25 protein-coding genes and 1 pseudogene are annotated in these 23,767 nt (G+C 65.6%); 8 read left to right on the forward strand and 18 right to left on the reverse strand.

Annotated elements, in window-relative coordinates; all coding sequences use genetic code 11:
- Nucleotides 1-119 (forward strand): annotated as a pseudogene (locus ACK41X_RS10000) (IS5/IS1182 family transposase); the annotation flags it as partial.
- A gap of 1 nt (nucleotide 120) precedes the next feature.
- On the opposite strand, the gene ACK41X_RS10005 reads toward ACK41X_RS10000, so the two are convergent.
- Nucleotides 121-465 carry a hypothetical protein gene (locus ACK41X_RS10005; protein ID WP_409722125.1) on the reverse strand — a complete coding sequence of 115 codons (345 nt, stop codon included), beginning with the start codon at nucleotides 463-465 and terminating at the stop codon, nucleotides 121-123.
- A gap of 218 nt (nucleotides 466-683) precedes the next feature.
- Here ACK41X_RS10005 and ACK41X_RS10010 point away from each other — a divergent pair, with 218 nt between their 5' ends.
- A complete protein-coding gene (locus tag ACK41X_RS10010) occupies nucleotides 684-809 on the forward strand; it encodes a hypothetical protein (RefSeq protein ID WP_409722128.1) in 126 nt (41 codons plus the stop codon).
- 10 nt (nucleotides 810-819) lie between these two features.
- On the opposite strand, the gene ispG is transcribed toward ACK41X_RS10010, so the two are convergent.
- The 3 genes from ispG to ACK41X_RS10025 form a co-directional block, all read right to left on the reverse strand.
- Nucleotides 820-2,094 (reverse strand): flavodoxin-dependent (E)-4-hydroxy-3-methylbut-2-enyl-diphosphate synthase, encoded by a 1,275-nt coding sequence (ispG, locus tag ACK41X_RS10015; protein WP_409722130.1) that lies wholly within the window; start codon nucleotides 2,092-2,094, stop codon nucleotides 820-822.
- A 97-nt stretch (nucleotides 2,095-2,191) separates the two neighbouring features.
- Nucleotides 2,192-3,106, reverse strand: a complete 915-nt coding sequence (locus ACK41X_RS10020) for a DMT family transporter (protein ID WP_409722133.1) — start codon at nucleotides 3,104-3,106, stop codon at nucleotides 2,192-2,194.
- 104 nt (nucleotides 3,107-3,210) lie between these two features.
- Nucleotides 3,211-3,690, reverse strand: coding sequence for a Fur family transcriptional regulator (locus tag ACK41X_RS10025; RefSeq protein WP_409722136.1), 480 nt, complete (start codon nucleotides 3,688-3,690; stop codon nucleotides 3,211-3,213).
- A 140-nt stretch (nucleotides 3,691-3,830) separates the two neighbouring features.
- On the opposite strand from ACK41X_RS10025, the gene ACK41X_RS10030 reads away from it, so the two are divergent.
- Together ACK41X_RS10030 and ACK41X_RS10035 are read left to right on the forward strand one after the other, a co-directional pair.
- Nucleotides 3,831-4,880, forward strand: coding sequence for a patatin-like phospholipase family protein (locus ACK41X_RS10030; RefSeq protein ID WP_409722139.1), 1,050 nt, complete (start codon nucleotides 3,831-3,833; stop codon nucleotides 4,878-4,880).
- Between the two features lie 50 nt (nucleotides 4,881-4,930).
- Nucleotides 4,931-5,491: an O-acetyl-ADP-ribose deacetylase gene (locus ACK41X_RS10035; RefSeq protein ID WP_409722142.1), complete on the forward strand. Its 561-nt coding sequence runs from the start codon at nucleotides 4,931-4,933 to the stop codon at nucleotides 5,489-5,491.
- A gap of 41 nt (nucleotides 5,492-5,532) precedes the next feature.
- On the opposite strand, the gene ACK41X_RS10040 is transcribed toward ACK41X_RS10035, so the two are convergent.
- The 4 genes from ACK41X_RS10040 to gloB all read right to left on the reverse strand — a co-directional run bounded on the left by ACK41X_RS10040 (nucleotide 5,533) and on the right by gloB (nucleotide 8,988).
- Nucleotides 5,533-6,468 carry an ROK family protein gene (locus ACK41X_RS10040; RefSeq protein ID WP_409722145.1) on the reverse strand — a complete coding sequence of 312 codons (936 nt, stop codon included), beginning with the start codon at nucleotides 6,466-6,468 and terminating at the stop codon, nucleotides 5,533-5,535.
- A gap of 94 nt (nucleotides 6,469-6,562) precedes the next feature.
- Nucleotides 6,563-6,940, reverse strand: a complete 378-nt coding sequence (locus ACK41X_RS10045; RefSeq protein ID WP_409722148.1) for a carboxymuconolactone decarboxylase family protein — start codon at nucleotides 6,938-6,940, stop codon at nucleotides 6,563-6,565.
- A 36-nt stretch (nucleotides 6,941-6,976) separates the two neighbouring features.
- Nucleotides 6,977-8,092 carry a CaiB/BaiF CoA transferase family protein gene (locus ACK41X_RS10050; protein ID WP_409722151.1) on the reverse strand — a complete coding sequence of 372 codons (1,116 nt, stop codon included), beginning with the start codon at nucleotides 8,090-8,092 and terminating at the stop codon, nucleotides 6,977-6,979.
- Between the two features lie 128 nt (nucleotides 8,093-8,220).
- Nucleotides 8,221-8,988, reverse strand: a complete 768-nt coding sequence (gene gloB, locus ACK41X_RS10055; protein ID WP_409722153.1) for a hydroxyacylglutathione hydrolase — start codon at nucleotides 8,986-8,988, stop codon at nucleotides 8,221-8,223.
- Nucleotides 8,989-9,099: 111 nt separating this feature from the next.
- Between gloB and ACK41X_RS10060 the strand changes: the two genes are divergently transcribed.
- A complete protein-coding gene (locus ACK41X_RS10060; RefSeq protein WP_409722155.1) occupies nucleotides 9,100-9,918 on the forward strand; it encodes a methyltransferase domain-containing protein in 819 nt (272 codons plus the stop codon).
- Between the two features lie 65 nt (nucleotides 9,919-9,983).
- Here ACK41X_RS10060 and ACK41X_RS10065 read toward each other — a convergent pair whose 3' ends face one another.
- The 6 genes from ACK41X_RS10065 to ACK41X_RS10090 form a co-directional block, all read right to left on the reverse strand.
- On the reverse strand, nucleotides 9,984-10,700 hold the full coding sequence (locus ACK41X_RS10065; protein ID WP_409722158.1) for a DUF4167 domain-containing protein: 717 nt from the start codon (nucleotides 10,698-10,700) through the stop codon (nucleotides 9,984-9,986).
- Nucleotides 10,701-11,320: 620 nt separating this feature from the next.
- The gene (gene prmC / locus ACK41X_RS10070; RefSeq protein ID WP_409722161.1) at nucleotides 11,321-12,205 is read right to left on the reverse strand and encodes a peptide chain release factor N(5)-glutamine methyltransferase; all 885 of its coding nucleotides are present in this window, start codon (nucleotides 12,203-12,205) and stop codon (nucleotides 11,321-11,323) included.
- Nucleotides 12,205-13,284 carry a peptide chain release factor 1 gene (gene prfA, locus ACK41X_RS10075; protein ID WP_409722163.1) on the reverse strand — a complete coding sequence of 360 codons (1,080 nt, stop codon included), beginning with the start codon at nucleotides 13,282-13,284 and terminating at the stop codon, nucleotides 12,205-12,207. The genes prmC and prfA overlap by 1 nt, the downstream gene beginning before the upstream one ends.
- 22 nt (nucleotides 13,285-13,306) lie before the next feature.
- Nucleotides 13,307-15,574, reverse strand: a complete 2,268-nt coding sequence (ptsP, locus tag ACK41X_RS10080; RefSeq protein ID WP_409722165.1) for a phosphoenolpyruvate--protein phosphotransferase — start codon at nucleotides 15,572-15,574, stop codon at nucleotides 13,307-13,309.
- 68 nt (nucleotides 15,575-15,642) lie between these two features.
- Nucleotides 15,643-16,554: a DUF1932 domain-containing protein gene (locus ACK41X_RS10085; protein WP_409722168.1), complete on the reverse strand. Its 912-nt coding sequence runs from the start codon at nucleotides 16,552-16,554 to the stop codon at nucleotides 15,643-15,645.
- A 712-nt stretch (nucleotides 16,555-17,266) separates the two neighbouring features.
- Nucleotides 17,267-18,520, reverse strand: a complete 1,254-nt coding sequence (locus tag ACK41X_RS10090) for an aspartate kinase (protein WP_409722170.1) — start codon at nucleotides 18,518-18,520, stop codon at nucleotides 17,267-17,269.
- A 217-nt stretch (nucleotides 18,521-18,737) separates the two neighbouring features.
- Here ACK41X_RS10090 and ubiG point away from each other — a divergent pair, with 217 nt between their 5' ends.
- The 3 genes from ubiG to ACK41X_RS10105 all read left to right on the forward strand — a co-directional run bounded on the left by ubiG (nucleotide 18,738) and on the right by ACK41X_RS10105 (nucleotide 20,972).
- On the forward strand, nucleotides 18,738-19,478 hold the full coding sequence (ubiG, locus tag ACK41X_RS10095) for a bifunctional 2-polyprenyl-6-hydroxyphenol methylase/3-demethylubiquinol 3-O-methyltransferase UbiG (protein ID WP_409722172.1): 741 nt from the start codon (nucleotides 18,738-18,740) through the stop codon (nucleotides 19,476-19,478).
- A gap of 103 nt (nucleotides 19,479-19,581) precedes the next feature.
- Complete coding sequence (locus ACK41X_RS10100) at nucleotides 19,582-19,935, forward strand: hypothetical protein (RefSeq protein ID WP_409722175.1); 354 nt, start codon at nucleotides 19,582-19,584, stop codon at nucleotides 19,933-19,935.
- Nucleotides 19,936-20,072: 137 nt separating this feature from the next.
- Nucleotides 20,073-20,972, forward strand: coding sequence for an EamA family transporter (locus ACK41X_RS10105; RefSeq protein WP_409722177.1), 900 nt, complete (start codon nucleotides 20,073-20,075; stop codon nucleotides 20,970-20,972).
- A 12-nt stretch (nucleotides 20,973-20,984) separates the two neighbouring features.
- On the opposite strand, the gene ACK41X_RS10110 is transcribed toward ACK41X_RS10105, so the two are convergent.
- The 4 genes from ACK41X_RS10110 to grxC are packed head-to-tail and all read right to left on the reverse strand — an operon-like array spanning nucleotide 20,985 to nucleotide 23,760.
- Complete coding sequence (locus ACK41X_RS10110; protein WP_409722180.1) at nucleotides 20,985-22,082, reverse strand: S1C family serine protease; 1,098 nt, start codon at nucleotides 22,080-22,082, stop codon at nucleotides 20,985-20,987.
- 42 nt (nucleotides 22,083-22,124) lie between these two features.
- Nucleotides 22,125-22,613 (reverse strand): DUF1178 family protein, encoded by a 489-nt coding sequence (locus ACK41X_RS10115; RefSeq protein WP_409722183.1) that lies wholly within the window; start codon nucleotides 22,611-22,613, stop codon nucleotides 22,125-22,127.
- The gene (locus tag ACK41X_RS10120; RefSeq protein ID WP_409722186.1) at nucleotides 22,610-23,491 is read right to left on the reverse strand and encodes a carbon-nitrogen hydrolase family protein; all 882 of its coding nucleotides are present in this window, start codon (nucleotides 23,489-23,491) and stop codon (nucleotides 22,610-22,612) included. The genes ACK41X_RS10115 and ACK41X_RS10120 overlap by 4 nt, the downstream gene beginning before the upstream one ends.
- Nucleotides 23,488-23,760, reverse strand: a complete 273-nt coding sequence (gene grxC, locus ACK41X_RS10125) for a glutaredoxin 3 (protein WP_409722188.1) — start codon at nucleotides 23,758-23,760, stop codon at nucleotides 23,488-23,490. Before grxC ends, ACK41X_RS10120 begins: the two co-directional genes overlap by 4 nt.
- Between the last annotated feature and the right edge of the window lie 7 nt (nucleotides 23,761-23,767).

Consider the following 23,767-nt stretch of genomic DNA (forward strand, 5'->3'; position numbering starts at 1 on the left):
AGCTGAAGCACTTCCGGCGCATCGCCACCCGATACGACAAGCTTGCCAGGAACTTTCTTGCTGCCATCGCACTGGCGGCGTCACGCCTCTGGCTCAGGCATTATGAGTCCACTACCTAGTCTAGCGCCCGCCGCCGAATATGCCGCGCACGCGCGACCACAGATCGCGCGCCGAACCGGAAAAGATTGCGAACAGGATTCCGACGATGACCAGCGGGATCCACAGCAGCATCAAACCGGCGAGCAGCAGGAAAAACAAGGCCGCCACAGCGCCCGCCGCGAGCAGGATCAGAATGACCGTAAACGGCCCCGGCTTCTTCAGATAGACACGGCGGATGCCGTCATCGCCCTCTTCGACACGCATGAAGATGCTGTCGAAATTGCCGCGCCGCGTGCGGGCCTTGGGCGGAATGATTTCCGGCTCGACGCGCGGGCGTTCGATACGGGGGCTGCGGTTGTCGGTCATGGTTTCAATATGGGGTCTTCGCTTCAATATGGGGTCTTCGCGCGGCACCGGCAATGCGTAGCGCGACACCGCGGCGGGAGTGCGGCCGTGTGCATCGTCCGCATCGCACCGATTACGAATTTTTAAGCCGCCATGGCGGGAACGGTGACGCAGGCATGATGTTGACGCGGTAAACCAAAAAAACACTGCAGCCGGTGTGCAGGGAGGAAGAAGCGGAAATGACAATCGAAGCCTTGATTGTGCTCGCGCTTGTTGCTGCGGCGATTTTCGGCATTCTCTGGGCCGTGGTCGAGGGCGGCGACAAGGTCGCAACCTCAATGTCGCGGCGGAAACACCGGCGATAAGCGCGCCGCGTCACTCCGCCGCGGTGCGCCCCGCGCCGCCGTTGCCGTAGCGGCGCTCGATGTAATCGATCACCAGAGCCTTGAAGTCCTGTGCGACGGTCGGACCGCGCAGCGTCACCGCCTTCTTGCCGTCGATGAAGACGGGAGCGGCCGGCGCTTCGCCGGTGCCGGGCAGCGAAATGCCGATATCGGCATGCTTGCTCTCGCCGGGGCCGTTCACGATGCAGCCCATCACCGCAACATTGAGGCCTTCGACGCCGGGATAGCGCGTCTTCCACTCCGGCATCGATTCATGGATGAAGGACTGGATGTCGCGCGCCAGTTCCTGGAACGTGGTCGAGGTGGTGCGGCCGCAGCCGGGACAGGCCGCGACCAGCGGCACGAAGGTGCGAAAGCCCATGGTCTGCAAAATCTCTTGCGCGACCTTCACCTCCAGCGTGCGGTCGCCGCCCGGCTCGGGCGTCAGCGAGACGCGGATGGTGTCGCCGATGCCCTGCTGCAGCAGGATGCCGAGGGCTGCGGACGAGGCGACGATGCCCTTCGATCCCATGCCGGCCTCGGTGAGGCCGAGATGGATCGCGTAGTCGGAGCGGCGTGCGAGGTCGATATAGACCGCGATCAAATCCTGCACCGCCGAGACCTTGGCCGACAGCACGATCCGGTTTTTCGGCAGCCCCATCTCCACCGCGCGATCGGCCGACAGCAGCGCGGACTGCACCATGGCTTCGCGCATCACCGCGCGCGCTTCCATCGGCTGCGCCGATTTCGCGTTCTCGTCCATCAGATGCGTCAGCAATTCCTGATCGAGCGAGCCCCAGTTCGCCCCGATGCGCACCGGCTTGTTGTGGCGGATCGCGGTCTCGATGATGGCGCCGAACTGCTTGTCCTTCTTGTCCTTGAAGCCGACATTGCCGGGATTGATCCGGTATTTGTCGAGCGCCTCGGCGCAGGCCGGATGATCGGCCAAGAGCTTGTGGCCGATATAGTGGAAGTCGCCGATCAGCGGCACCCGCACGCCCATTCGGGCGAGCCGGTCGCGGATATGCGGAACCGCGGCTGCGGCCTCGTCGCGATCAACCGTGATGCGCACGAGTTCCGAGCCCTGCCGGGCGAGCGCCGCCACCTGCCGCGCGGTCTGTTCCACATCGGCGGTGTCGGTGTTGGTCATCGACTGCACGACGATCGGCGCTCCGCCGCCGACGGTCACGCCGCCGATATCGACGGCCGCCGATTTGTGGCGGGGCGCGGGAGCGCCGAGCGGCTCGGCGGAGGTAATCTGATCCATTGCCCTAATCTAGCATCCGAATGTGAAAACGGCAGGTGCGACCGGCGCCCGGCAGCTCAGGCGGACAGGTACAGGGAGTGGCCTGCTAAAGGAAGCCTTACCGTGGCCGGTTCACCAGAATGAGGCCGCCGATGACCAGCGCCACGGCCCCGGCAAAAGCCGGGGTAATCGGGTCGCCCAGCACCAGATGGCCCGCGAACACGCCGAATAATGGCGTCAGAAATGTGAAGGCCGAAAGACGGCTGGCGGAGTATTTGGCCACCATCATGAACCAGATCAGGAAGGTCAGCGCGACCACCCAAACGGTCTGGTAGATCAGCGAGGCGAGCGGCAGCGCGCCCGGCATCTGCGTGATGGTCTCGCCGAACAGCCAGGCGGACAGCGCCAGAATCGGCACCGAGACCACGAGCTGGTATTGCAGGGTCTTCTCCGGCGCGGTGCGGGCGAGCGAGGTCGATTTCACGACGAGCGTGGTGAGTCCCCAGGCGATGCCGCCGAGCAAAGCCAGGATGTCGCCCAGCGCCTGATTGGCATTGGCGGCCGGCGTCGGCAGGCCGAAGGCCACCAGCAGGCCGACGAACGACATGACGAGGCCGGCCCATTGCGACCAGCGGAAGCGGTCGTTCGGCACCAGAAAATGCGCCCCGAGCACGACCACGAACGGCGCCACATAGATGAACAGCGTGGCCCGGCTCGCAGTGGTGAAGAGCAGCGCGCGATAGATGAAAACGAATTCCAGCCCGAACAGGAATCCGGCGAGAAGGCCGGCGCGCAAGGTCTCGCCGCGAAAGTCGAGCGAGATGCCGCGGAAGCGCGCATAGAGCCAGATGATCAGCGCCGCACCCGCCGAGCGCACCCAGGCCTGCGTCAGCGGGGGAATGTCGGTGAGCGCAAGCTTCACCGCGACCTGGTTGAAGCCCCAGCACAGGCACAGAAACACCACGACTGCAGCGGCGCTCAGTTCGAGCGGCCGCGTTGCGGCGGTGTGCGGCGCCGGCGCGGTGGTGGTCATGGATCGGGTTCCCGGCGGGGAGCGTGGCTTGCGTTTCTAGAGCACAGCCGGCGCAGCGGCTAGCGTCGCGGCCGAATGCAAGGCATGCCCTTCCGGTCGCGTGCCTACCTGCAATGGCCGCAAATGCCGGTGATCTCGATCACCGGGGCATTGGGTGAGAAATTTGCGGCGCGCGTCGCCGCCTTCAACGCCTCTGCCACGGCTTGCGAGGGCGCTTCGCCGACCTCGCCGCAGCGTTCGCAGATCAGGAACACCACCAGGTCGCCGGCCGCGTGACTGTGGCCGCAGGCGATATAGGCGTTGCGGCTTTCGATCCGATGCGCGAGCCCATTCTCGATCAGGAAATCGAGCGCGCGATAGACCGTGACCGGCGCGTGCCGGGTTTCGTGCTTTCTGGCCGACCGGTCGATGATCTCGTAGGCGCCGATTGGCTTGTGGTGTTCCAGCAGCACTTCCAGTACCTGCCGCCGTGTGGCCGTGAGCCGTTGCCCCCGCTTGTCGCACAGCGCCTCCGCATGCCGGAGCGCATCGTCGCTGCAGCGGCTGTGGTCGTGATCGGGCGCTGGGAAGACCGGGCTGCTCATTGTTTTCTCATATAGGTCCGGACTCCAACCGGAAAGCCCGGGATGTGGCGGGAATTTGTTTGCAATGCACAAATGGGTTTATTGCAATGCAACAAATCCGGTCTAGCTTCGTTTCCGGGACGACCCAACCGGACCATTGCATGCTGAAAACAATGTCGACCGGCGTGAGCCGGCTGCTGACGGGGCTGAAGAACGGGTCCGGTGTCAGGCGCGTGAATCTGGCCCTGCAGGGCGGAGGCGCGCATGGGGCCTTCACCTGGGGCGTGCTTGATTATCTGCTCGAGGACGGGCGGCTGGCCTTTTCCGGCATTTCCGGCGCTTCGGCGGGTGCGGTCAATGCGGTCATGCTGGCGGACGGGCTCGCCCGTGGCGGCCCCGAGGAAGCACGCAGGCGGCTCGCGGAATTCTGGCGGGCGGCGAGCCTCGGGGGCGGCCTGCCCGGCCCGCAACGCGCCGCGCTCGACCGGCTGTTCGCGCTGTTTCCGTCGGGCGGTTCCCCGGTGCAGCTTTTCGTTGACGCGATGACGCGGATGATGAGTCCCTATGATTTCAATCCGCTGAACATCAATCCGCTGAAAAGCCTGATCGAGCGGTTTGTCGATTTCGAGGCGATCCGCAATTTCCGCGACCTCGACCTGTTCGTATCGGCAACCAATGTGCGCAGCGGACGGCTGAAGGTGTTCCGCCGCGAGGACATCACCGCCGATGTGGTGATGGCGTCCGCAGCCTTGCCGCATGTGTTCCGCGCGGTGGAGATCGATGGCGAGCCCTATTGGGACGGCGGCTTCACCGGCAATCCGCCAATCCTGCCGCTGGTGGCGTCGAACGCTGACGACGTGCTGCTGGTGCAAATTGCGCCGCTCTATCGCGATGACACTCCGACCGCAGCGCGCGACATTCTCAGCCGTATGAACGAGATCGCGTTCGCGTCCTCGCTTGCTGCCGAATTGCGTGCGCTCGAATATGTCGGGCGCGGGGCAGGGCGGAACGGCGCCGCCGTCAACGTGCACCGCATTCTGCTGGAGGGCATGGACAAGCGGCTTTCCGGCTCGCGGCTGAAGACCGATTTCGATTTCTTCGCGCTCCTGCATCGCGCCGGACGCAGGGCGGCACGGCGCTTTCTCGACCGGCATTTCGACGATGTCGGCCGCAGGTCCACGCTCGATCTGGTCAAGGAGACCGCGGCTTAGGCTTCGTCTCATGTGGCGACAAGCGCGCGCATGACGGATAATGTTTGCGCATGACCTCCCACACCCCGCTGCTCACCGTCGAAGCCGGGCCGGCGCATATCGACCTTGTCATCGGCGACATCACGACGCTCGATGTCGATGCGATCGTGAACGCGGCGAACCAGGCGCTTGCGCCGGGCGGCGGTGTCTGCGGCGCGATCTTCCGCGCAGCGGGTCCGGAACTGATCGGAGCATGCGAAGCGCTCGGCGGCTGCGACACCGGCGACGTCAGGATCACGCCGGGCTTCCGGCTGAAGGCGCGCCACGTCATCCACGCGGTCGGCCCGGTCTGGCAGGGCGGCGGCCGCGACGAGGACGTGCTGCTCGCCTCCTGTTATCGCCGCGCACTTGAGGTGGCGGCCGACAACCGGCTGACCAGCATTGCCTTTCCGGCGATTTCGACCGGCATTTACGGCTTCCCGCAGGATCGCGCCGCGCGAATCGCCGCAGGCACGGTGGTCTCGGAGCTATCGGCAAATCCGCGCGGGCTATCGCGCGTTGTTCTGTGCTGTTTCGATGCGCAATCCGCGCAGCACCACATCGAGGCCTTCGCCGGGATGGGGCTCGGTTAGTCGCTGCCTGTTACCCGCCCCGCAAAGGGGAGGGTAGGTGCTCACCGCAACAGCCGTTCCGCCAGCGCGACGCAGCCGATCAGCCCCGGCTCTTGGCAGGTGATCAGCGCGGACGGGATCGCTTTCAGCATCGCCTCGTAGGGCGGATGCCGCTCGAAGGCGGCGCGGAACAGCGCCGCATCGAATAACGGACCGAGCCGCATCGCAACGCCGCCTGCGATATAGACACCGCCGGTGGCGCGAAACGTCAGCGCCATGTCGCCGGCAAAACGGCCGAGCAGCCGCACGAACATCGCAACGGCGGCGCGGGATTCGCGGTCGCCCGCCTGCGCCTGCCGCACAATCATGTCCGGCTTTTGTTTCATGATGCCCGGATGCATCGCCTCGTGCAGCGCCGACAGGCCGCCGCCCGAGAGCACGCATTCGGCCGAGAGCGGCCTGCGCTTTTCCGCAAGCCGGTGGAAGATCATGTCCTCGTCGGCATAGGCGGGCCCGAAGGACGAATGGCCGGCTTCGCTTGCGACCGCGTGCGGGCCGCTGCGCGCTTGCACCAGCGCGGCAACGCCAAGCCCGGTGCCCGGACCGACCACGACTTTCACGCCGTCCGGCACAGCCGGGCCGCCGCCGAGCGGCCGCAGATCCCCGGCGCGCAGCGAGGGCAGCGCCCAGGCCAGCGCCTCGAAATCGTTGACGGCGTGGATCGGCGAAATGCCGAAATGCGCCGACAATTCCGGCAGCTTTATCCGCCAATTGCGGTTGGTCAGCGCGATGTCGTCGCCCTGCACCGGGCCTGCCAGCGCCAGCACGGCCGCGCGCGGCCGCTTCGTGGCGCCGGCGAGCAGGCGCTCGAACACGCCTTCCGGTCCCGCGACGCTGTCATTGGCGACGGTGACGATATGTTCGGGGCGCTGGCCGATTGCGGCCAGCGCAGCGCGGCTCATGGTGCCGCCGATATCGGCTACCAGAATGTCGGGCATCGTCCACCGTCGTCATGCGCGGGTTTGACCCGCGCATCCACCAAAAAGCTCTTGCTGCGATGGATGGCCGGGTCAAGCCCGGCCATGACAAAGGTCACTTCTCCTCCGCCGCGAAAACCTCACGCGCGATGCGAAACGAATCCACCGCACAGGGCACACCGGCATAGATCGCGACCTGCAGGAAGACTTCCATGATCTCGTCCTTGGTGACGCCGTTGGTCAGCGCGCCCTTGATATGCGCTTTCAGCTCGTGCGGCCGGTTGAGGATCGAGATCATCGCGAGGTTGAGCATCGAACGTTGCTTGAGCGGGAGCCCCTCACGGCCCCACACATAGCCCCAGCAATATTCGGTGACGAGTTCCTGAAGCGGCCGGTTGAAATCGTCGGCGTTGTTCAGCGCCGCATCGACATAGGCATCGCCCAGCACCTTGCGCCGGATCGACAGGCCCTTGTCGTACATCTCCTTGTTCATGTCCCAGTCCCTTCCTTATTGTTGCCCGGAAACCTGTTATCCGAATTCCGCCCGGATCTGTTCGGTATGCGCGCCAAGTGCAGGCACGGCGCCATAGCGGCGCTCGCCATCGACGATCGGGGCGGGCGCGGGCAGCGTGGCCGGCCCGCTCGGCGTGTCGACCGTGATACGGCGCAGATGCGGATGCGACGAGAGCAGCGCGCAGTCGCTGACCCGCGCGAAGGCGATACCGGCCGTGTCCAGCATCTGCGTCAGCTTTTCGACATCGTGCCGTGCAAAGGCGGTCCCGACCAGCCGGTCGGTCTCGAAGCGATGCGCCACGCGGTCGCGGTTGGTGGCGAATTTTGGATCGTCGGCGATGGCGGCATCTCCCAGCACCCGGTCGGCCAGCACCCGCCATTCGCGATCATTCTGGATCGAAATCAGGATGTCGGCGTCGTCCCTGGAGCGGAATACGCCGTAGGGCGCGATCGCCGCATGGGCAAGGCCGATGCGCCGGAACGGATGGCCGCCTTCATGCGACAGGAGCGGCACCGTCATCCATTCCGCCATGGCGTCGAACAGCGACACCTGGATGGTTGCGCCCTCGCCGGTGCGGCTGCGCGCGATCAGCGCCTCCAGAATCGCTTGATAGGCATTCATGCCGGCGCCGATATCGGCGACGGAAAAGCCGACGCGCGCCGGCGCGTCCGGTCCGCCGGTGATCGAGGCCAGGCCGGACTCCGCCTGCACCAGCAGATCATAGGCCTTGCGCGATCTATAGGGTCCAGTTTCGCCATAGCCCGAAATCGAACAGCAGATCAGCCGCGGATGTTTCTTGCGAAGCTCCGGGATCGGGAAACCGAGTTTTGCGATGGCGCCGGGTTTCAGGTTCTGCACGAACACATCGGCCTTCGCGAGCATCGCGGCGAACAGCGCCTTGTCCTCGTTGCGGGCGAGATCAAGCACCACGGATTCCTTGCCGCGATTGAGCCAGACGAAATTGGCGCTCTCGCCGTGCACATAATCGTCATAGCCGCGCGCGAAATCGCCCTCCGGGCGCTCGATCTTGATGACGCGGGCGCCGGCATCGGCCAAGCGGCAGGTCGCCTGCGGCGCCGCCACCGCCTGTTCGAGCGAGACCACGAGGATGCCGGAGAGAGGCAGGGTCATATCTGTGTCGCGAGCCGCACGATCGCCCGTTGACGGGCCGGCTTGTTGTCCGCTCGTCCCCGCGAAAGCGGGGACCCAGAGCAAAGTATTCTGGATGCCCGCCTTCGCGGGCATGAGCGGAGGAGGGGTTAAAACGTGTTCTTGCGCGCGCGGATTTCGGTGAACACCTCCGCCGCGGATTTGCCGCTCATGCCGAGAGATTCGGCGACAGAGGGAATATCCGCGCGCAGGAACACATTGGCGGCCTTTTCCGCCCCGAGCGTTTGCGGCAGTGTCGGCTTGCCGGCCGCGCGCAATTCGTCCACTTCCGCCGCGCGCTTCTGCAAGGCCGGATTTTCCGGCTCGATGGTCAGCGCGAACTTGATATTCGCCTGGGTATATTCGTGCCCGCAATAGAAGGTGATGTCGTCTGGGAGCGCGCGGATTTTCAGAAGCGAGTCCCACATCTGCGCGGGCGTGCCCTCGATCACCCGGCCGCAGCCGATCGAGAACAGCGTGTCGCCGAGGAATGCAACTTTCTCCTTGTCGAAAACAAGCGAGATATGCCCCGCAGTATGGCCCGGCGTATCGATGACGCGGGCTTCGAGCGAGCCGAGCTTCACCGTGTCGCCCTCGCCATAGGTGGCGTCCACATCCGCGATCCTGTCCGCCTCGTTCTTCGGCGCGGTGACGCGGCATTTGTGCTTCGCTTTCAGTTCGGGGATTCCTTGCGTGTGGTCGGCATGATGGTGGGTCACCAGGATGTCGGTCAGCGTCCAGCCGGTATCGGCCAGCGCCTTCTCCACGGCGGCCGCTTCCGGCGCGTCGATCGCAGCCGTGGCGCCGGTTTCGGGATCGTGGATCAGAACCCCGAAATTGTCGGAGAGGCACGGAAATTGGTGGATTTTCGCCGGCATGTCAGTTCCGTTTTTCTGCTGGATAAACCGTCACGCTATCATGCCGCCAGGCTTTGGAGAATGCGTCAGGATGCGGGCCGGCCTGCGCATGTTTCATGCTACCGTAACCGGATGTTTGTCGACGTCGTAGACTTGAGAAATTTCTATGCCCAGCCGCTTGGAATCGTGGCGCGGCGTTTGGTCGGGCGCGGCATCCGCGCACGCCGCAATGGGCCGCGCGGCGAGCGCATCGTCGGCATTGGCTATACCACCCCCTATATGGGCCTGTTCCGCGAGGACGCGGAGCGCTGCCTCGCCTTCATGCCGGCCTCGCAGGGCGTGATGAAATGGCCAAGCAACCGGCCCGGGCTCGCAGCGCTGGTCGACGAGAGCGAGTTGCCGCTCACCGATTCTGCCGTCGATCGCGTGCTGCTGGTCCATGCGCTGGAAATGGCCGACGACCCGGTGCGGCTGCTTCGCGAGGTGTGGCGCGTTCTTGCGGCGAACGGACGGCTGATTGCCGTAGTCCCGAACCGGCGCGGCTTGTGGGCGCGTATCGACACCACGCCGTTCGGCCATGGAAGGCCCTATTCACGCTCGCAGATCACCCGCATTCTGCGCGAAACCTCCTTCGTGCCGAATGGCTGGGGTGAGGCGCTGTTCGTGCCGCCGGTTCAGCGCAACTGGTTCTTGCGCTCGGCGGGCGTCTGGGAGCGCTTCGGGCCGAGCGTGCTCGGCCCCTTTGCCGGCGTACACATCGTCGAAGCGACCAAGCAGGCTTATCGCGCCATTGCGGTGAAACGCGAGCGGCGCGTATTGGTGCCGCGGCTGGAACCGGCGCTGGCGCCCTCGGCGGGCGGTGCGGCGCGCGAAGGCGGGTCTCTGACATGCGCAAGCATGACCGGCGCATCGGGCGAAGGCACGACCGGCGAACGCGCAACGGACCAATAACGGTGCAAGCGTCCCGGCGCCGACACATTGCCGGTTCAGTCCGGCAAGGCCGGCAATTCTGGCAGCTACTCGCCGGCCGGAGCCGGGCTTGCGTCATCGCCGCCTTCGCCCGCCGCCATGTCGGGACGCGGGCCGCGCGGCCGCCTGCGGCGCCGGTGCAGCGGGAAACGGTCGGCCTGCTGGCCCTCATGGCCGCCATTGGCCTGGCCTGCGGCCTGCGCCGGGCCACCGGTGATGAACGAGGGCAGACGCTCGACATCGTCGTCCTGTGCGCCGTTGACCTGGTGCTGCTGACGGCTTTCGTTGCGATTATCGCTGCGGCCTTCACCGCGATATTCGCGGGGCTGCTCGCGCGGCGGATAGGGCTGTTCGCGCTGCTCACGATCGCGCTGCTGAAACGACTGCGACTCGCGCGGCTGCTGATAGGGCTGCTCGCGCGGCTCGCCGCCGCCATAGGCCGGCTGCGCGTCGTCGCCGTCGTCGAAATTCTCGTCGCCGGCGTCGCGCTGCTGGTATGGCTGGCTCTGCCGGAACTGTTCCTGCGCCGCCGCGATCAGGCGGAAATAATGCTCGGCATGCTGATAGTAATTCTCCGCCGCAACCGGGTCGCCGGAGGCGGTCGCATCGCGTGCAAGCTGAATGTATTTTTCGGCGATATGGTTCGCGGTCCCGCGAATTTTCACATCGGGGCCGTTGGATTCGTAAACCCGTGTCAGCGGATTGTGACTCTTGCCGCCGCGATTGCGGCCCCGCATCCGATGCTTGTTCTGACCGTTTCTCATGGCTTGCCTGTTTGCCGACTCCCGATTGGCGCGGGCATGCGCCGCGTTGCGAATCACTCGACTTGGACATGCCGAAAAGATCCCGGTTCCGCGCGCATGCGACGTGCGATGCGTCTTTCGGACCATGGCCGATTGCCCTTCAGCAAGTGCGGGCGACCGGACCGGTATCCCTTCGACAGTGTTCTACCCCCCGGCGCAAAACGCCGCCTCTCAGCCGGTTCGACCGGTATGGCGATGCCATCGCCATCGGTCCGATGCTGACGTGCATAGCATCCGATCAAATCGGCAGAATGTCTTTCGTTCGGTCTGTTTCGTCGTTCGACCTGTTATGTCGACCAATGCCCGTTTCGGCTACATGCCCGTTTCGGCTACATGCCCTTATCGGCACTCGGCCCGTCGGTTACCTACCCTTGATGCCGGTTCGCCGCCGCCGCTGCCGGTCGGGGGAAGCCCTCTTCCCGCGCAAAAACCGGCTCTGGGCCTCAGGTGGCAGCCCGTGTCAGGGCCAAATCCGGAGCGGAAACTAGTCTGTCCGCTGCGATAATCCAAGCGTTATTTTTGCGGGGCGGGATGCCGTGCGGGAATGGCAAAAACCCCAAATTTCAGCCGTCTACCGCCCTTCAGCCGGGGCCGCGGCGAAACCACAAGGCGCGTGGCACAGCCGATACATCGTGACGCGTCCCGCACCATTCAAGAGCGGCAGACGAGGAAACGAGAGCCCGGACATCGGCCTCCTGACCCGCACCGATTTCGAGAATCAGGTGCCCGCCCGGGCGGATCAGCCCCGGCGCCGCCCGGGCGATGGCACGGTAGGCATCGAGGCCGTCGGCGCCGCCATCGAGTGCGCGCAGCGGGTCGTGCTCGCGCACCTCGCGATCGAGCGCGGCAATGTCGCGGGAGGGAATATAGGGCGGGTTCGACACCACGAGGTCGAAACGCTCGCCGAGTTCTGTCTCGAAATCGGCGATCTGGAATTGCGCGCGCGATGCAAGTCCGAGCGCCTTCGCATTTGCCCTAGCAGTTTCGATCGCCTGCGGATCGATGTCGGTGCCGATGCCGGTCGCATTCGGCCATTCGTGCAGCAGCGCCAGCAGGATCGCGCCGGTGCCGGTGCCGAGATCGGCGATGCGCAAGGCGTCATGCTTTCGCTGTTCGCCGATCGCCTCCAGCGCTGCTTCAACGACCGTTTCCGTATCCGGTCGCGGCACCAGCGTTGCGGACGACAGCGCAAAGGGGAGACTCCAGAACTCCTTCACGCCGATGATCCGCGCCACCGGCTCGCCCTGCAGCCTGCGCTCCGCCAGCGCCGCAATCGCGGCGCGTTCGCTTTCGGACAGGCTGCGGCTGGCCTGCGTGGCGAGACCGGTGTGATCGAGCGACAAGGCGTGCCCGACAATCAGCCGGGCATCGAGAGCGGGGGAATCAATCCCGGCCTCGGCGAATCGCGCGGTCAGCACGCGGCGCGCGCTCTCGATGGTTCTGGCGCCCGAGAGGCCGGGCGGCATCACGCGGCGTCGTTCTGCGCCGCGAGCAGGGCGGCCTGATTTTCCGCGACCAGCGCATCGATGATTTCGCCGAGCGCCTCGCCCTCGATGATTTCCGGCAGCTTGTAAAGCGTCAGGTTGATGCGGTGGTCGGTGACGCGGCCTTGCGGGAAATTGTAGGTGCGGATGCGTTCGGAGCGATCGCCCGATCCGACCTGCACCTTGCGGTCGGCGGCGCGCGCGGAATCCAGTTTCTCGCGTTCGGCGTCGTAAAGCCGCGTGCGCAAGAGCGCCATCGCCTTGGCCTTGTTCTTGTGCTGCGAGCGATCCTCCTGCACGGCCACCACGATGCCGGAGGGGATATGGGTGATGCGGATTGCCGATTCGGTCTTGTTGACGTGCTGGCCGCCCGCGCCCTGCGCGCGCATGGTGTCGATCTTCAGGTCCTCGTCGCGGATCGTGATGTCCACATCCTCGGCCTGCGGCAGAACGGCGACCGTCGCCGCAGAAGTATGGATGCGTCCGGAGGCTTCGGTTTCCGGCACGCGCTGCACGCGGTGAACGCCGGATTCGTATTTCAGCTTGGCATAGACGCCGCGGCCGGTGATCTCGGCGATGATCTCCTTGTAGCCGCCGACGGCGCCCTCGCTTTCCGACACCACCTCGACCGTCCAGCCCTGCTTGGCGGCATAGCGCTCGTACATGCGAAACAGCACGCCGGCGAACAGTGAGGCCTCGTCGCCGCCGGTGCCGGCGCGGATTTCGATGACCACGCTGCGCTCGTCCATCGCGTCCTTGGGCAGCAGCTGGACGCGGATGTCCTTTTCCAGCACCTCCAGCTTGTCGCGCAGCGCGCGCCGCTCGGCGTCGGCGATCTCGCGCATCTCGGCGTCGGTCGACGCGTCGGCGAACAAGGCCTCGACATCTTCGAGTTCGGCCGAGGCGGCGCGATAGGCGCGGATCGCCTCGACCACGGGCGCAAGATCCGACAATTCGCGCGACAGCTTGACGAATTCGTCGGCACCGACCTGGCCCGACAGCCTCGCTTCGAGTTCGGCATGACGCAGCATCAGGGCGTCGAGTTTGACGTGTGGCAGCATGGTTTGGTCTATGGCGTGCTTCTTAGAGCTGCAAATTCTCGGACGCCGCGAATTGTTCGATCCGCTGGCGCAGCGTGACGCCGGTTTCGCCATGGTCGAGCAGCGGCCCGATGGCGGCGAGCGCCTTCTCCGCGTCGAGTTCCAGCAGCATCGATTTCACCGGGCCGACCGCAGACGGCGTCAGCGACAGCGAGCGGTAGCCGATGGCGACCAGGACCAGCGCGCCGATCGGTTTCGACGCAAGCTCGCCGCACAGCGTCACCGGCTTTTTGTGCTCGCGGCCCTTGCGCGCGATCAGCCGCAGCGCCCGCACCACCGGTACCGAGATCGGATCGTAGCGCCCGGAGACATGCGAATTGCCGCGGTCGGCGGCAAACAGGAACTGGCACAGATCGTTGGAGCCGACCGAGAGAAAATCCACCCGCGGCAACAGGTCGTCGAGCTGGAACAGGAGTGAGGGAACCTCCACCATGACGCCGATCTCGACCCGTTCCGGCAAGGTGTGTCCATGCCGGCGCAGATAGGTCAGTTCGTGCTCGACCATCAGCTTGCCCTGGTCGAATTCGTCGACCACGGCGACCATCGGAAACATGATGCGCAGTGCCTTGCCGGAGGCGGCGCGCAACAGCGCGCGGATCTGAGAGCGCATCAAGCCGGGCCGGTCGAGCCCAAGCCGGATCGCGCGCCAGCCCATCGCCGGGTTCTCTTCCTCGGAGGCGCTCATATAGGGCAGCACCTTGTCGCCGCCGATATCGAGGGTGCGGAAGGTCACCGGCTTTTCGCCGGCGGTCTCCATCACCGAACGATAGAGCGCAAGCTGCTCGCCGATGCGCGGGAACGACGTCGCCACCATGAATTGCAGCTCGGTGCGGAACAGGCCGATGCCCGCCGCACCGGTTTCCTCGATATGCGGCAGGTCGACCAAGAGGCCGGCATTGAGATGCAGAGCAATCTCGTGCCCGTCACGGGTGACGCAAGCGCGTCCGCGCAAGGCTTGATACTGGGCCTGTTTGCGGGCGCGCAGCTTGACCCGCTCGACATAGGCCGCCTCGATATCCGGAGGCGGCCGCAGGTAAACGTCCCCCGAAATGCCGTCGACGATGACCGGATCGCCGGACTCGACGAGACCCGCCGCGTTCTCGACCTCGCCGACCGCGGGAATGCCGAGCGCGCGCGCCACGATCGCGACATGCGACGTGGGGCCGCCTTCTTCCAGGATCAGCCCCCGCAGTCTTTTGCGGTCGTAATCGAGCAGGGCCGCCGGCCCCATCATGCGCGCGACGATGATGGCATTGTCGGGCAGTTGATCGCGATGCGGGGCGTGTTCGACCCCCATCAGCTGGCGCATCAGCCGGTTGGCGAGGTCGTCGAGATCGTGCAGGCGCTCGCGCAGATAGGGGTCGGTGGCGCGCAGCATGCGCGCGCGGGTATCGGATTGAACGCGCTCGACGCCGGCTTCCGCAGTCAGCCCGGTGCGGATCGCCTCGCGCATGCGTGCAAGCCAGCCGCGGTCATGGGCGAACATCCGGTAGGTTTCGAGAATGTCCTTGTGCTCGCCGCCATCGGCGATCTCGCCGCGCTCCAGCATCACATCGACATCGGAGCGCATCGCAGCGATCGCGTCGTCGAGCCGCTTCAGTTCGCCCGGAATGTCATCGGCCACGAAATTCTTGATCACCACGCGCGGCTCGTGCAGCACGGCGTGACCCAGCGCGATGCCTTCAGACAGCACATTGCCGCGCAGATGACGGCGCGGATGAACGGCGGGCTCGGCGCCCGGCTTGGCGAGCGAGGCGAGCTCGCCCGAGGCGATCATCTCCGCGAGCACCATCGCGGTGGTCTGCAGCGCCTCTTCTTCCTCCTCGGAATAATTGCGGTGGGCGCGGTTCTGCACCACCAGCACGCCGAGCGTATTGCCGGCACGCAGGATCGGCACGCCGAGGAAGGAGTGGTAGATTTCTTCGCCGGTTTCCGGCCGGTACGAGAAGGCCGGATGCGATTGCGCGTCCTGCAGGTTGATGGCGTTGGCCTGGCTGGCTACGAGGCCGACCAGGCCCTCGTCGATGCGCATCACGGTCTGGTGGACGGCTTCCTTGTTGAGGCCCTCGGTCGCGTATAGCTCGAGCGTGCCGTCGACGCGCAACACGTAGACGGAGCACACTTCCGCCACCATGTTGGCGGCGATCAGCACGACGATCCGGTCGAGGCGGTCCTGCGCGCTCACCGGTTCCGCCATCACTTCGCGGAGCCGGCGCAACAGCACGCGCGGGCCGCCCATGGCGCCTCGCATGGGTCGATGTCCTTAAAGGTTACAGGGCGGCTATAGCGGCTGCGGCATGGCAGCCGCAAGGGAGGCGTTCAGGGCGTCTTGCGTGATCCCAAACTCGGCTCGGGGACGGGCGGTGTTTCCGGTTTTATTTCCCGGACTTTTTCGAAAAATTGCGCCAAGGCGGCAATATCCGTCTTGCCGCCGCGCTGATCGGCGGCCAGCCGCTCATAGAGATCGGCGATCGCCTCGTACATCTCGCGCGAGGGCCCGCCGCCGTTGAATCGCGCGATCTCGTCCATTTCGGCCACCCAGCGATAGGCCTTGCCGAACATGTCCGGCACGCTGCGCTGGAAATAGGCAAGAAGATTGGGCTGGCTTGCGGCCAGTTCTGCATGCAATGCCTCGGCAACGCCCGCCCGCGTGGCCGCCAGCAGCATCGCGGAGCCCACTGCGGTCAGCCCCTTGGTGATGCCGCCGTAGCACATTTTCAGCGCCGAAGCGGCGCCGATGCCGCCCTCGACCTGCCGGAACACCAGACCCGCATCGTTGAGCTGCTGCAGCGGCCCGGCTTCGGCGCCCGAAAAATAGAACACCGGTCCGCCATAGCCCGCGCGCGGCGGGCCACCGATAATCCCTGCATCGGCGAACGGCGTGCCGGTCGCCGCGATGACGCCGGCAATCTCCTTCACCGTGTCCGGGCTCACCGCGTTGCAATCGGCATAGAGCGGCTTTTTGTTCGCAGCGGTGAGGGCGGGTGCAAGCCGCCGTGCCAGCGGCAGGGCTTCGCCCGGCGGCACGATGGAGAGGATGACATCCGAGGCGGCGATCTCGGCATCGCTGGCGTCGAGCATTCCGGCGGCGTTGGCCCGCGCGACGCTCGCCTCGCTCCGCCCTTTGAGCTGCGTGAGCACGCGCGCACCATGGTCGGTGAGGCGTCTTCCGACGCCTGCGCCCATTGCGCCCTGCGCGATCACAGCAATCGTGGAACTCGTTCTATGCACACATCTGTCCCGATGATCTGTCGTTGGCGGCGCGGGCCGCAGCGCGGGTTTTAACGCATAATGGGCGAAAAGATACTAGGATTAATTTCCTTATTTCCGCCATCTTCCCATGGTTCAATCTTTCCATCCCGCCCCGTCCAAGGGGCGTCTCATGAGCGTCACAAGACGCGGGGCGGGATGCGGTGGCCGTTGCGGGACGCAAGACGTGCGTGTCGCAGCGGAGGCCCAAGCTGCTGGGTTCCGGCGAAGGATGCGCCTTCGTCACTTGGGGGACCGTGGTGGCCAGACCGAGTACGGACGCCACATCCGGAAAGGTTCAGGTCAGGTCGTCATAGCGGTGGATAGGTTCGTCAGTCCACCGGGGGTCCAGCGGAGCAAGCCTTCAAACACCGCGCGCGGAACGCCGGAATTTTTCGGCGGTCCGTGGTGACTACCTGCTCATGCGCTTTCCCACATCGCGCATGAGGCCACGGGCTGGCTGAAAGCCCGGCGTTCCGCGCCCCCTTGGGTTTACCCGAGGGAAGGAATGCAAGATGGGACTACGGGCGCGCCCGCGCCGGCAAAAGAACAGGGCCGGCGGAGCTTTGCTTAATCCGATCACACGCCGCACACGCCGCTCATTCCCGCGCAAGCGGCGTTCCAGAAGGCCAAGGACGAGAGCGGGGGCGTGTGACTCTTCGTCCCCGCTTTCGCGGGCACGAACGGAAAAATGCTAAGCCTTATCCAGCCCGTACAGCGAATGCAGCGTGCGCACGGCAAGCTCGGTATAGGCGGCGTCGATCAGGACCGAGAACTTGATTTCCGACGTCGTGATCGCGCGGATGTTGATGTTGCGCTCGGCCAAAGCCTTGAACGCGCGCGCGGCGACGCCGGCATGGCTGCGCATGCCGATGCCGATCACCGAGACTTTCGCCACATCGGTTGCGCCATCGACGCGCTGATAGCCGATCTGGTCCTTGGCTTTGCTGATGACGTCCATCGCGCGCGTGTAGTCGGCGGCCGGCACGGTGAAGGTCAGGTCCGTGGTCTTGCCGTCTGCCGACACATTCTGCACGATCATGTCGACATTGATGCTGGTATCGGCGAGCGGGCCGAAGATCGCAGCGGCGATGCCCGGCTTGTCCTCGACATTGCGGATCGAGATCTGCGCTTCGTCCTTCGAGAAGGCGATCCCGGTGACGACCTGTTGCTCCACGATATCCTCCTCGTCGCAGATCAGCGTGCCCGGAGGCATGCCGTGCGGATCGATGTCTTCGGGCTTGTCGAAACTGGAGCGCACGAAGATTTTCACCTTGTGCACCATGCCGAGTTCGACCGAGCGGACCTGCAGAACCTTGGCGCCGAGCGACGCAAGCTCCAGCATTTCCTCGAAGGCCACCTTGTCGAGCCGCCGCGCCTTCGGCACCACGCGCGGATCGGTGGTGTAGACGCCGTCGACGTCGGTGTAGATGTCGCAGCGATCCGCCTCGATTGCAGCCGCAATCGCCACCGCCGACGTATCCGAGCCGCCGCGGCCGAGTGTGGTGATGCGGCCGGTCTCCTTGTGGATGCCCTGGAAGCCGGCGATCACCGCGACTTCCTTGCGCTCGCGGAAGCGCTTCACGATCTCCGCGCCGTTCAGTTCAGAAATGCGCGCCGAGCCGTGCGCATTCGTGGTGTACATCGGCAATTGCCAGCCCTGCCAGGACCGCGCACTGATGCCCATGCTTTGCAACACGATGGCGAGGAGGCCGGCGGTGACATTCTCGCCGGACGAGACGATGGCGTCGTATTCGCGCGCATCGTGCATCGGCGAGGCGTCGCGGCACCAGGCCACGAGCTCGTTGGTCTTGCCGGCCATGGCCGAGACCACCACCGCGACATCGTGTCCGGCATTGTATTCGCGCTGCACATGGCGCGCGACGTTGCGGATGCGGTCGAGATCGGCGACCGACGTTCCGCCGAACTTCAGCACAAGGCGTGACATGAAAGAATCGGCACCCCGGAGAGGGTTAATGCGCGGCGGTGGGGCGTCGCCCGGCGCGGGCGCAGTCATAGCGGCGTCATCGAATGCCCGCAAGGCGCGGGAGTCAGCGAAATGTGATGGGGGCCGGGCTGCCGGACGGCGGTAAATCCTCTAAACACGGCAGCAGGACCCAGGCGCCACGCCGACGCCGGGTCCGTTGCGTGATGGGGTATCAGGAATGCCGGGGCAATCCACCGTCGATCGGGCCGAGATCGAGCAGTTTTCGAAGCTCGCCGCGCAATGGTGGGACGAGCGCGGCCCCATGGCGATGCTGCACAAGTTCAATCCGGTCCGGCTTGCCTATATCCGCGACCAGGTCGCGACCCATTTTGGCCGGAACCCGCGCCAGATCGGCTGCCTGACCGGCCTGCGGATCCTTGATATCGGCTGCGGCGGCGGCATCCTGTCCGAGCCGCTCGCCCGGCTGGGCGCCAATGTGTTGGGCGCCGACCCCTCCGAGGCGAATATCGCGGTGGCCCGCAAGCATGCGGCGCTGACCGACCTCGTCATCGATTATCGCCCGGTCACGGCGGAAGCCCTCGCCGACAAGGGCGAGAAATTCGATGTGGTGCTGGCGATGGAGGTGGTCGAGCACGTTGCCGATGTCGGGCTGTTCGTGCGCCGCTGCGCGCAGATGGTGCGGCCGGGCGGCATGATGATCGCCGCCACCCTGAACCGCACGATGAAGAGCTTCGCGCTCGCCATCGTCGGCGCCGAATATGTGCTGCGCTGGCTGCCGCGCGGCACCCATCGCTGGGACAAATTCGTTACGCCTGCCGAGCTGGAAGCGGCGATGCAGGCCGCCGGCCTCGATGTCGTGGACGAGCGCGGCGTGGTGTACCGCGTGATGGGCGACCGCTGGGAATTGTCGTCCGATATGGACGTGAACTACATGCTGACCGCCGCGCGGGGCGCCTGAGCCTGCGCCGAAATCGCATGGCAGGCAGCCGGCAGAAAAGTTATCCGCTCTGTCCGCAGTCGTGGCATCATGGCCGCGGTTTTTTTCAGACTGGAGCCGGGTCATGATCGTCGAACTTGTCACCTTCACCTTTCCCGAGGGCCATACCCGCGCCAAGGAGATCGAAGGCATTCGCGGTGTGGTCGGCAAATGGGCCGCCAACAAGGACCTGGTGCGCAAGCATTTCCTCTGGGGCATCGGCGAGGCCGAGGGCACCGGGGCCGGGGTCTATATCTGGCCGTCGGTCGAGGCGGCGCAGCGTGCCCATAACGACGAATGGCGCGAGACCGTGAAGAAGCGCACCGGCGGCTATCCCACCATCCGCTATTTCGACCTGATGACGCTGGTCGACAACGAGTGCGGGGCCGTCACCGAATGGGACGAAAACGGCAAGGCGCATCAGCTCGAGACGGTTTGACGTCCAACGCCGTGCAAATCTCTCCGCTCGTCCCCGCGAAGGTGGGCACCCAGAGTCAGGACTACTGGATACCCGCCTTCGCGGGCATGAGCGGGCTTCGGTTGGTCTGCGTTTCGTCAAACCTGCTCTGAAGTCAAATGCCCGAATCCGGCTGGCTGTGGATCGTGTTCACCCTGCTGGCCGCAGGCGCACAGACCGTGCGCAACGCCATGCAGCGCGAATTGACGGCAACGCTCGGCACCGCGGGCGCGACCCATGTGCGGTTTCTGTTCGGCTTTCCCTTCGCGGTCGTGTTCCTGAGCGCGCTGGTGCTGATCTCCGGCGCGGCGCTGCCATCGCCGGCCCAGGTGTTCTGGCTGTGGGTGCTGCTCGGCATGGGTGCGCAGGTGCTCGCCACCGCGCTGATGCTGATGGCGATGGGCGAACGCTCGTTCGTGGTCACCATCGCCTATATCAAGACCGAGCCGGTGCAGGTCGCGCTGTTCGGGCTGATCTTTCTCGGCGACCGGCTCACGCCCGGCATGGTCGCCGCCATCCTGATCGCAACGGCCGGCGTCGTTACGATGTCGCTGAAGCCAGGGGGGGCGGCAAACGACAGCTGGCGGCCGACGCTGCTCGGGCTTTCGTCGGGTGCGGCCTTCGCCCTGTCCGCGGTCGGCTATCGCGGCGGCATTCTGAGCCTTGAGTTATCGAACTACGTGATGGCCGCGACCTTCACGCTCACCGCCGGTCTTGCGATGCAGGCGGTGCTGCTGTCGGCCTGGCTGATGTGGCGGAGCCCCGACGTCATGGCCGCCATCATGAAGGCCTGGCGGCCGTCGCTGTTCGCCGGTTTCATGGGTGCGACCGCCTCGCAATTCTGGTTTCTCGCCTTTGCGCTGGCGACCGCGGCAAGCGTGCGCACGCTGGCGCTGGTCGAGGTGCTGTTCGCGCAGGCGATCTCGAGCCTCGTCTTCGGCCAACGGACAACGCGCCGGGAAGCGCTGGGCATCGTGCTGGTCGTGACCGGCGTTGCGCTGCTGATCTGGGCGCATTGAGCGGGCGCGGGCTCAGCGTGCCGCAATATCCACAACATCGACCGTGATGGTCTGTTCGCCGCCGCCGCGCAGGATGGTCAGCCGGATTTGCCCGGACACGCCGACTTGTTCCAGTATGTCGGTGAGGTCGGACAATTTGCGCACCCGCTTGCCATTGGCGCCGACGATGACATCGCCCACCGCCCCGGTGCGTGGATCGACGCCGCGCAGGCCGGCGCGCGCGGCGGGCGAATTCGGCGCGGTCTGCACGATGACGACGCCATCGATGCCGGCCCGGGAGGCGACGGCTTCGCTCGCGGCGACGATCCCGATCCCGGGCGTGCGCACCCGTCCCGACTTGATGAGCTCGGGCACGACGCGGTTGACGATATCGACCGGGATGGCGAAGCCGATCCCGGCCGAGGTGCCGGACGGCGACAGGATCGCGGTATTGACCCCGATCAGCCGGCCCGCGGAATCCAGCAACGGGCCGCCGGAATTGCCGGGATTGATCGCGGCATCGGTCTGGATCACGTCGGCGATCTCGCGTCCGCCGGCGGTCGGCATGCGCCGCTTCAACGCGCTGATGACGCCTGTGGTCAGGGTCTGGTCGAGACCGAACGGATTGCCGATGGCGAAGACCGACTGGCCGACCCGCAGATCGGCCGAGGTGCCGACCGGCAGCGGCGGCGGCAGGTCGGCAAATTTCATGATGCGGACCACCGCGAGGTCGTAATTGGGCGCGGTGCCGACGACATCGGCATTGTAGAGGCCGCCCGAGGAGGTGCGCACGGCAACCCGCGCGGCATTCTGCACCACATGCGCATTGGTGACGATGTTGCCGGCGCTGTCCCACAGAAAGCCGGTGCCGGTGCCTGCGGCGGAGTCGTCGCTCTCGGTGAAGAGGCCGCCGCCGCGCTGGGCGATGATCTGGACAACCGAGGGCGAGGCGCGCTCGAACAGTTCGATGGTGCTGCGTTCGAGACTCGACAGGTCGCCGCGCGGGGTGACCGGACGCGGCGCGGTCTGCGACAGGAAATGATAGCGCGCCTCGGGGAAGACCAGCATCGCCAGAATGCCGAACCCGAGCACGATCAGGATCAGCCGCAACGGCGTGGTCCCGCTTGTCATGTCTGTCTCCGGATTATGGCGCCCGGCTCGTGCGCGGTCCGGTCAATTGCGCTCGTCCGGCAATATTGGCAGGGGGTGCAATTCGATGCCCTCGTCGAGCAGTTCCTTGGCTTCCTGCGGCGTGGCTTCGCCATAGATCGAGCGCTGTTCGATCTCGCCGTAATGCATCCTGCGCGCCTCTTCCGGAAACTTCTTGCCGACATTGTCGGCGTTCTTGATGAGATGGTCGCGCAATTCCTTGAGCTTGGCGCGCAATTCCTGCTCCACCGGCGAGATCATGGCGACCGGCGCGGCGGCCGGGACCGCGGGCAGGTTCGGTGCGGGCACCGGAGCCTCGATCGGAGCCGGCGCGCTGCGCTTCTTTGCGCCGCGGCCAAGCGCCGGCGCCATGATCGCCTTCTCCACCTTCTTGGTGTCGCAGACCGGGCAGCTCACGAGCCCGCGTTTGCGCTGCCGGTCGTAATCGGCGGAGTCGCTGAACCAGACGTCGAAGGTATGTTTCCGCTCGCAGACGAGCGCGTATTTGATCATGCCGTGTCACCAACAACATGCAGACGCGCCGGCTCCGCCATCGGCTCGACGATGTCGAAGCGGCGGCCGTGCTGCAGCGACGGCACCTTGGCGCGCGCGGCTGCAACCTCGGCTGGATCGATCTCGACCAGGGTCACGCCCGGTTCGGTGCCGCCTTCTGCAATGATGCGCCCCCACGGGTCAACGGCCAGGGAATGCCCGAACGTCGAACGGCCATTCTCGTGTGTGCCGCCCTGCGCCGCTGCCAGGACAAAAGAGCCGTTCTCGATCGCGCGGGCCCGGATCAGCGTGTGCCAGTGCGCCTCGCCGGTCTGCCGCGTGAATGCCGCGGGGATCGTCAGAACGGTCGCGCCGGCTTCGGCCAGCGCGCGATACAGAGCAGGGAAGCGCAGATCGTAGCAGATGGTCAGGCCGAAGCGCGCGAAGGGCAGATCGGCCACGACCGCGCTTTCGCCCGGACGGAAATTGTTGGATTCGCGGTAGCTCTCGCCATTGGCGAGATCGACATCGAACATGTGGATCTTGTCGTAGCGGGCGACGATCTCGCCCTGCGGATCGATTATGAAGGCGCGGTTGGCCGCCTTTTCCGGCGACACCTTGATCGCGAGCGAGCCGATATGCAGATAGATTTTCAGCTCCCGCGCCAGCTCGCGCAGCGCTGCGAGGCAGATATCCTTGTCCTCATCGGTGATGGCGGCGAACAGCTTCTCGCGCGACAGCTCCATGATGTTGGTCATTTCGGGCGTCTGCACATAGTCCGCCCCCGCACCGGCAGCTTCGCGGATCATGGCGGCTGCGTGATCGAGATTGGTCTGCGGTGTCCGTCCGGTCCGCATCTGGACGAGGCCGGCCCGGAATTTCGCGCCCGATCGCTTCATGTCGCAGGTCCATCTTGCGCCAGCAGCGGATCGAGCTTGCCGGCATCCTCCAGCGCGTAAAGATCGTCGCAGCCGCCGACATGGGCCGGGCCGATAAAGATCTGCGGCACGGTGGTCCGCCCGCCTGCCCGCGCCGTCATCTGCGAGCGCAAGACGGGGTTGCCGCCGACATCGATCTCCTTGAACGGCACGCCCTTCTTGGCCAGTAGGTCTTTCGCCCAGGCGCAATAGGGGCAATAGGCGGTGGTGTAGATTTCGACCGGAGGCATCTGGATT

It is taken from the genome of Pseudorhodoplanes sp. (assembly GCF_046289595.1).
Taxonomy (GTDB): Bacteria; Pseudomonadota; Alphaproteobacteria; order Rhizobiales; family Xanthobacteraceae; genus Pseudorhodoplanes.

Excerpts from the sequence above, each read along its gene's own strand:
- ACK41X_RS10005 (WP_409722125.1), bottom strand. The coding sequence starts at position 465 with ATGACCGACAACCGCAGCCCCCGTATCGAACGCCCGCGCGTCGAGCCG.
- ACK41X_RS10010 (WP_409722128.1), top strand. The coding sequence starts at position 684 with ATGACAATCGAAGCCTTGATTGTGCTCGCGCTTGTTGCTGCGGCGATT.
- ispG (WP_409722130.1), bottom strand. The coding sequence starts at position 2,094 with ATGGATCAGATTACCTCCGCCGAGCCGCTCGGCGCTCCCGCGCCCCGC.
- ACK41X_RS10020 (WP_409722133.1), bottom strand. The coding sequence starts at position 3,106 with ATGACCACCACCGCGCCGGCGCCGCACACCGCCGCAACGCGGCCGCTC.
- ACK41X_RS10025 (WP_409722136.1), bottom strand. The coding sequence starts at position 3,690 with ATGAGCAGCCCGGTCTTCCCAGCGCCCGATCACGACCACAGCCGCTGC.
- ACK41X_RS10030 (WP_409722139.1), top strand. The coding sequence starts at position 3,831 with ATGCTGAAAACAATGTCGACCGGCGTGAGCCGGCTGCTGACGGGGCTG.
- ACK41X_RS10035 (WP_409722142.1), top strand. The coding sequence starts at position 4,931 with ATGACCTCCCACACCCCGCTGCTCACCGTCGAAGCCGGGCCGGCGCAT.
- ACK41X_RS10040 (WP_409722145.1), bottom strand. The coding sequence starts at position 6,468 with ATGCCCGACATTCTGGTAGCCGATATCGGCGGCACCATGAGCCGCGCT.
- ACK41X_RS10045 (WP_409722148.1), bottom strand. The coding sequence starts at position 6,940 with ATGAACAAGGAGATGTACGACAAGGGCCTGTCGATCCGGCGCAAGGTG.
- ACK41X_RS10050 (WP_409722151.1), bottom strand. The coding sequence starts at position 8,092 with ATGACCCTGCCTCTCTCCGGCATCCTCGTGGTCTCGCTCGAACAGGCG.
- gloB (WP_409722153.1), bottom strand. The coding sequence starts at position 8,988 with ATGCCGGCGAAAATCCACCAATTTCCGTGCCTCTCCGACAATTTCGGG.
- ACK41X_RS10060 (WP_409722155.1), top strand. The coding sequence starts at position 9,100 with ATGTTTGTCGACGTCGTAGACTTGAGAAATTTCTATGCCCAGCCGCTT.
- ACK41X_RS10065 (WP_409722158.1), bottom strand. The coding sequence starts at position 10,700 with ATGAGAAACGGTCAGAACAAGCATCGGATGCGGGGCCGCAATCGCGGC.
- prmC (WP_409722161.1), bottom strand. The coding sequence starts at position 12,205 with ATGCCGCCCGGCCTCTCGGGCGCCAGAACCATCGAGAGCGCGCGCCGC.
- prfA (WP_409722163.1), bottom strand. The coding sequence starts at position 13,284 with ATGCTGCCACACGTCAAACTCGACGCCCTGATGCTGCGTCATGCCGAA.
- ptsP (WP_409722165.1), bottom strand. The coding sequence starts at position 15,574 with ATGCGAGGCGCCATGGGCGGCCCGCGCGTGCTGTTGCGCCGGCTCCGC.
- ACK41X_RS10090 (WP_409722170.1), bottom strand. The coding sequence starts at position 18,520 with ATGTCACGCCTTGTGCTGAAGTTCGGCGGAACGTCGGTCGCCGATCTC.
- ubiG (WP_409722172.1), top strand. The coding sequence starts at position 18,738 with ATGCCGGGGCAATCCACCGTCGATCGGGCCGAGATCGAGCAGTTTTCG.
- ACK41X_RS10100 (WP_409722175.1), top strand. The coding sequence starts at position 19,582 with ATGATCGTCGAACTTGTCACCTTCACCTTTCCCGAGGGCCATACCCGC.
- ACK41X_RS10105 (WP_409722177.1), top strand. The coding sequence starts at position 20,073 with ATGCCCGAATCCGGCTGGCTGTGGATCGTGTTCACCCTGCTGGCCGCA.
- ACK41X_RS10110 (WP_409722180.1), bottom strand. The coding sequence starts at position 22,082 with ATGACAAGCGGGACCACGCCGTTGCGGCTGATCCTGATCGTGCTCGGG.
- ACK41X_RS10115 (WP_409722183.1), bottom strand. The coding sequence starts at position 22,613 with ATGATCAAATACGCGCTCGTCTGCGAGCGGAAACATACCTTCGACGTC.
- ACK41X_RS10120 (WP_409722186.1), bottom strand. The coding sequence starts at position 23,491 with ATGAAGCGATCGGGCGCGAAATTCCGGGCCGGCCTCGTCCAGATGCGG.
- grxC (WP_409722188.1), bottom strand. The coding sequence starts at position 23,760 with ATGCCTCCGGTCGAAATCTACACCACCGCCTATTGCCCCTATTGCGCC.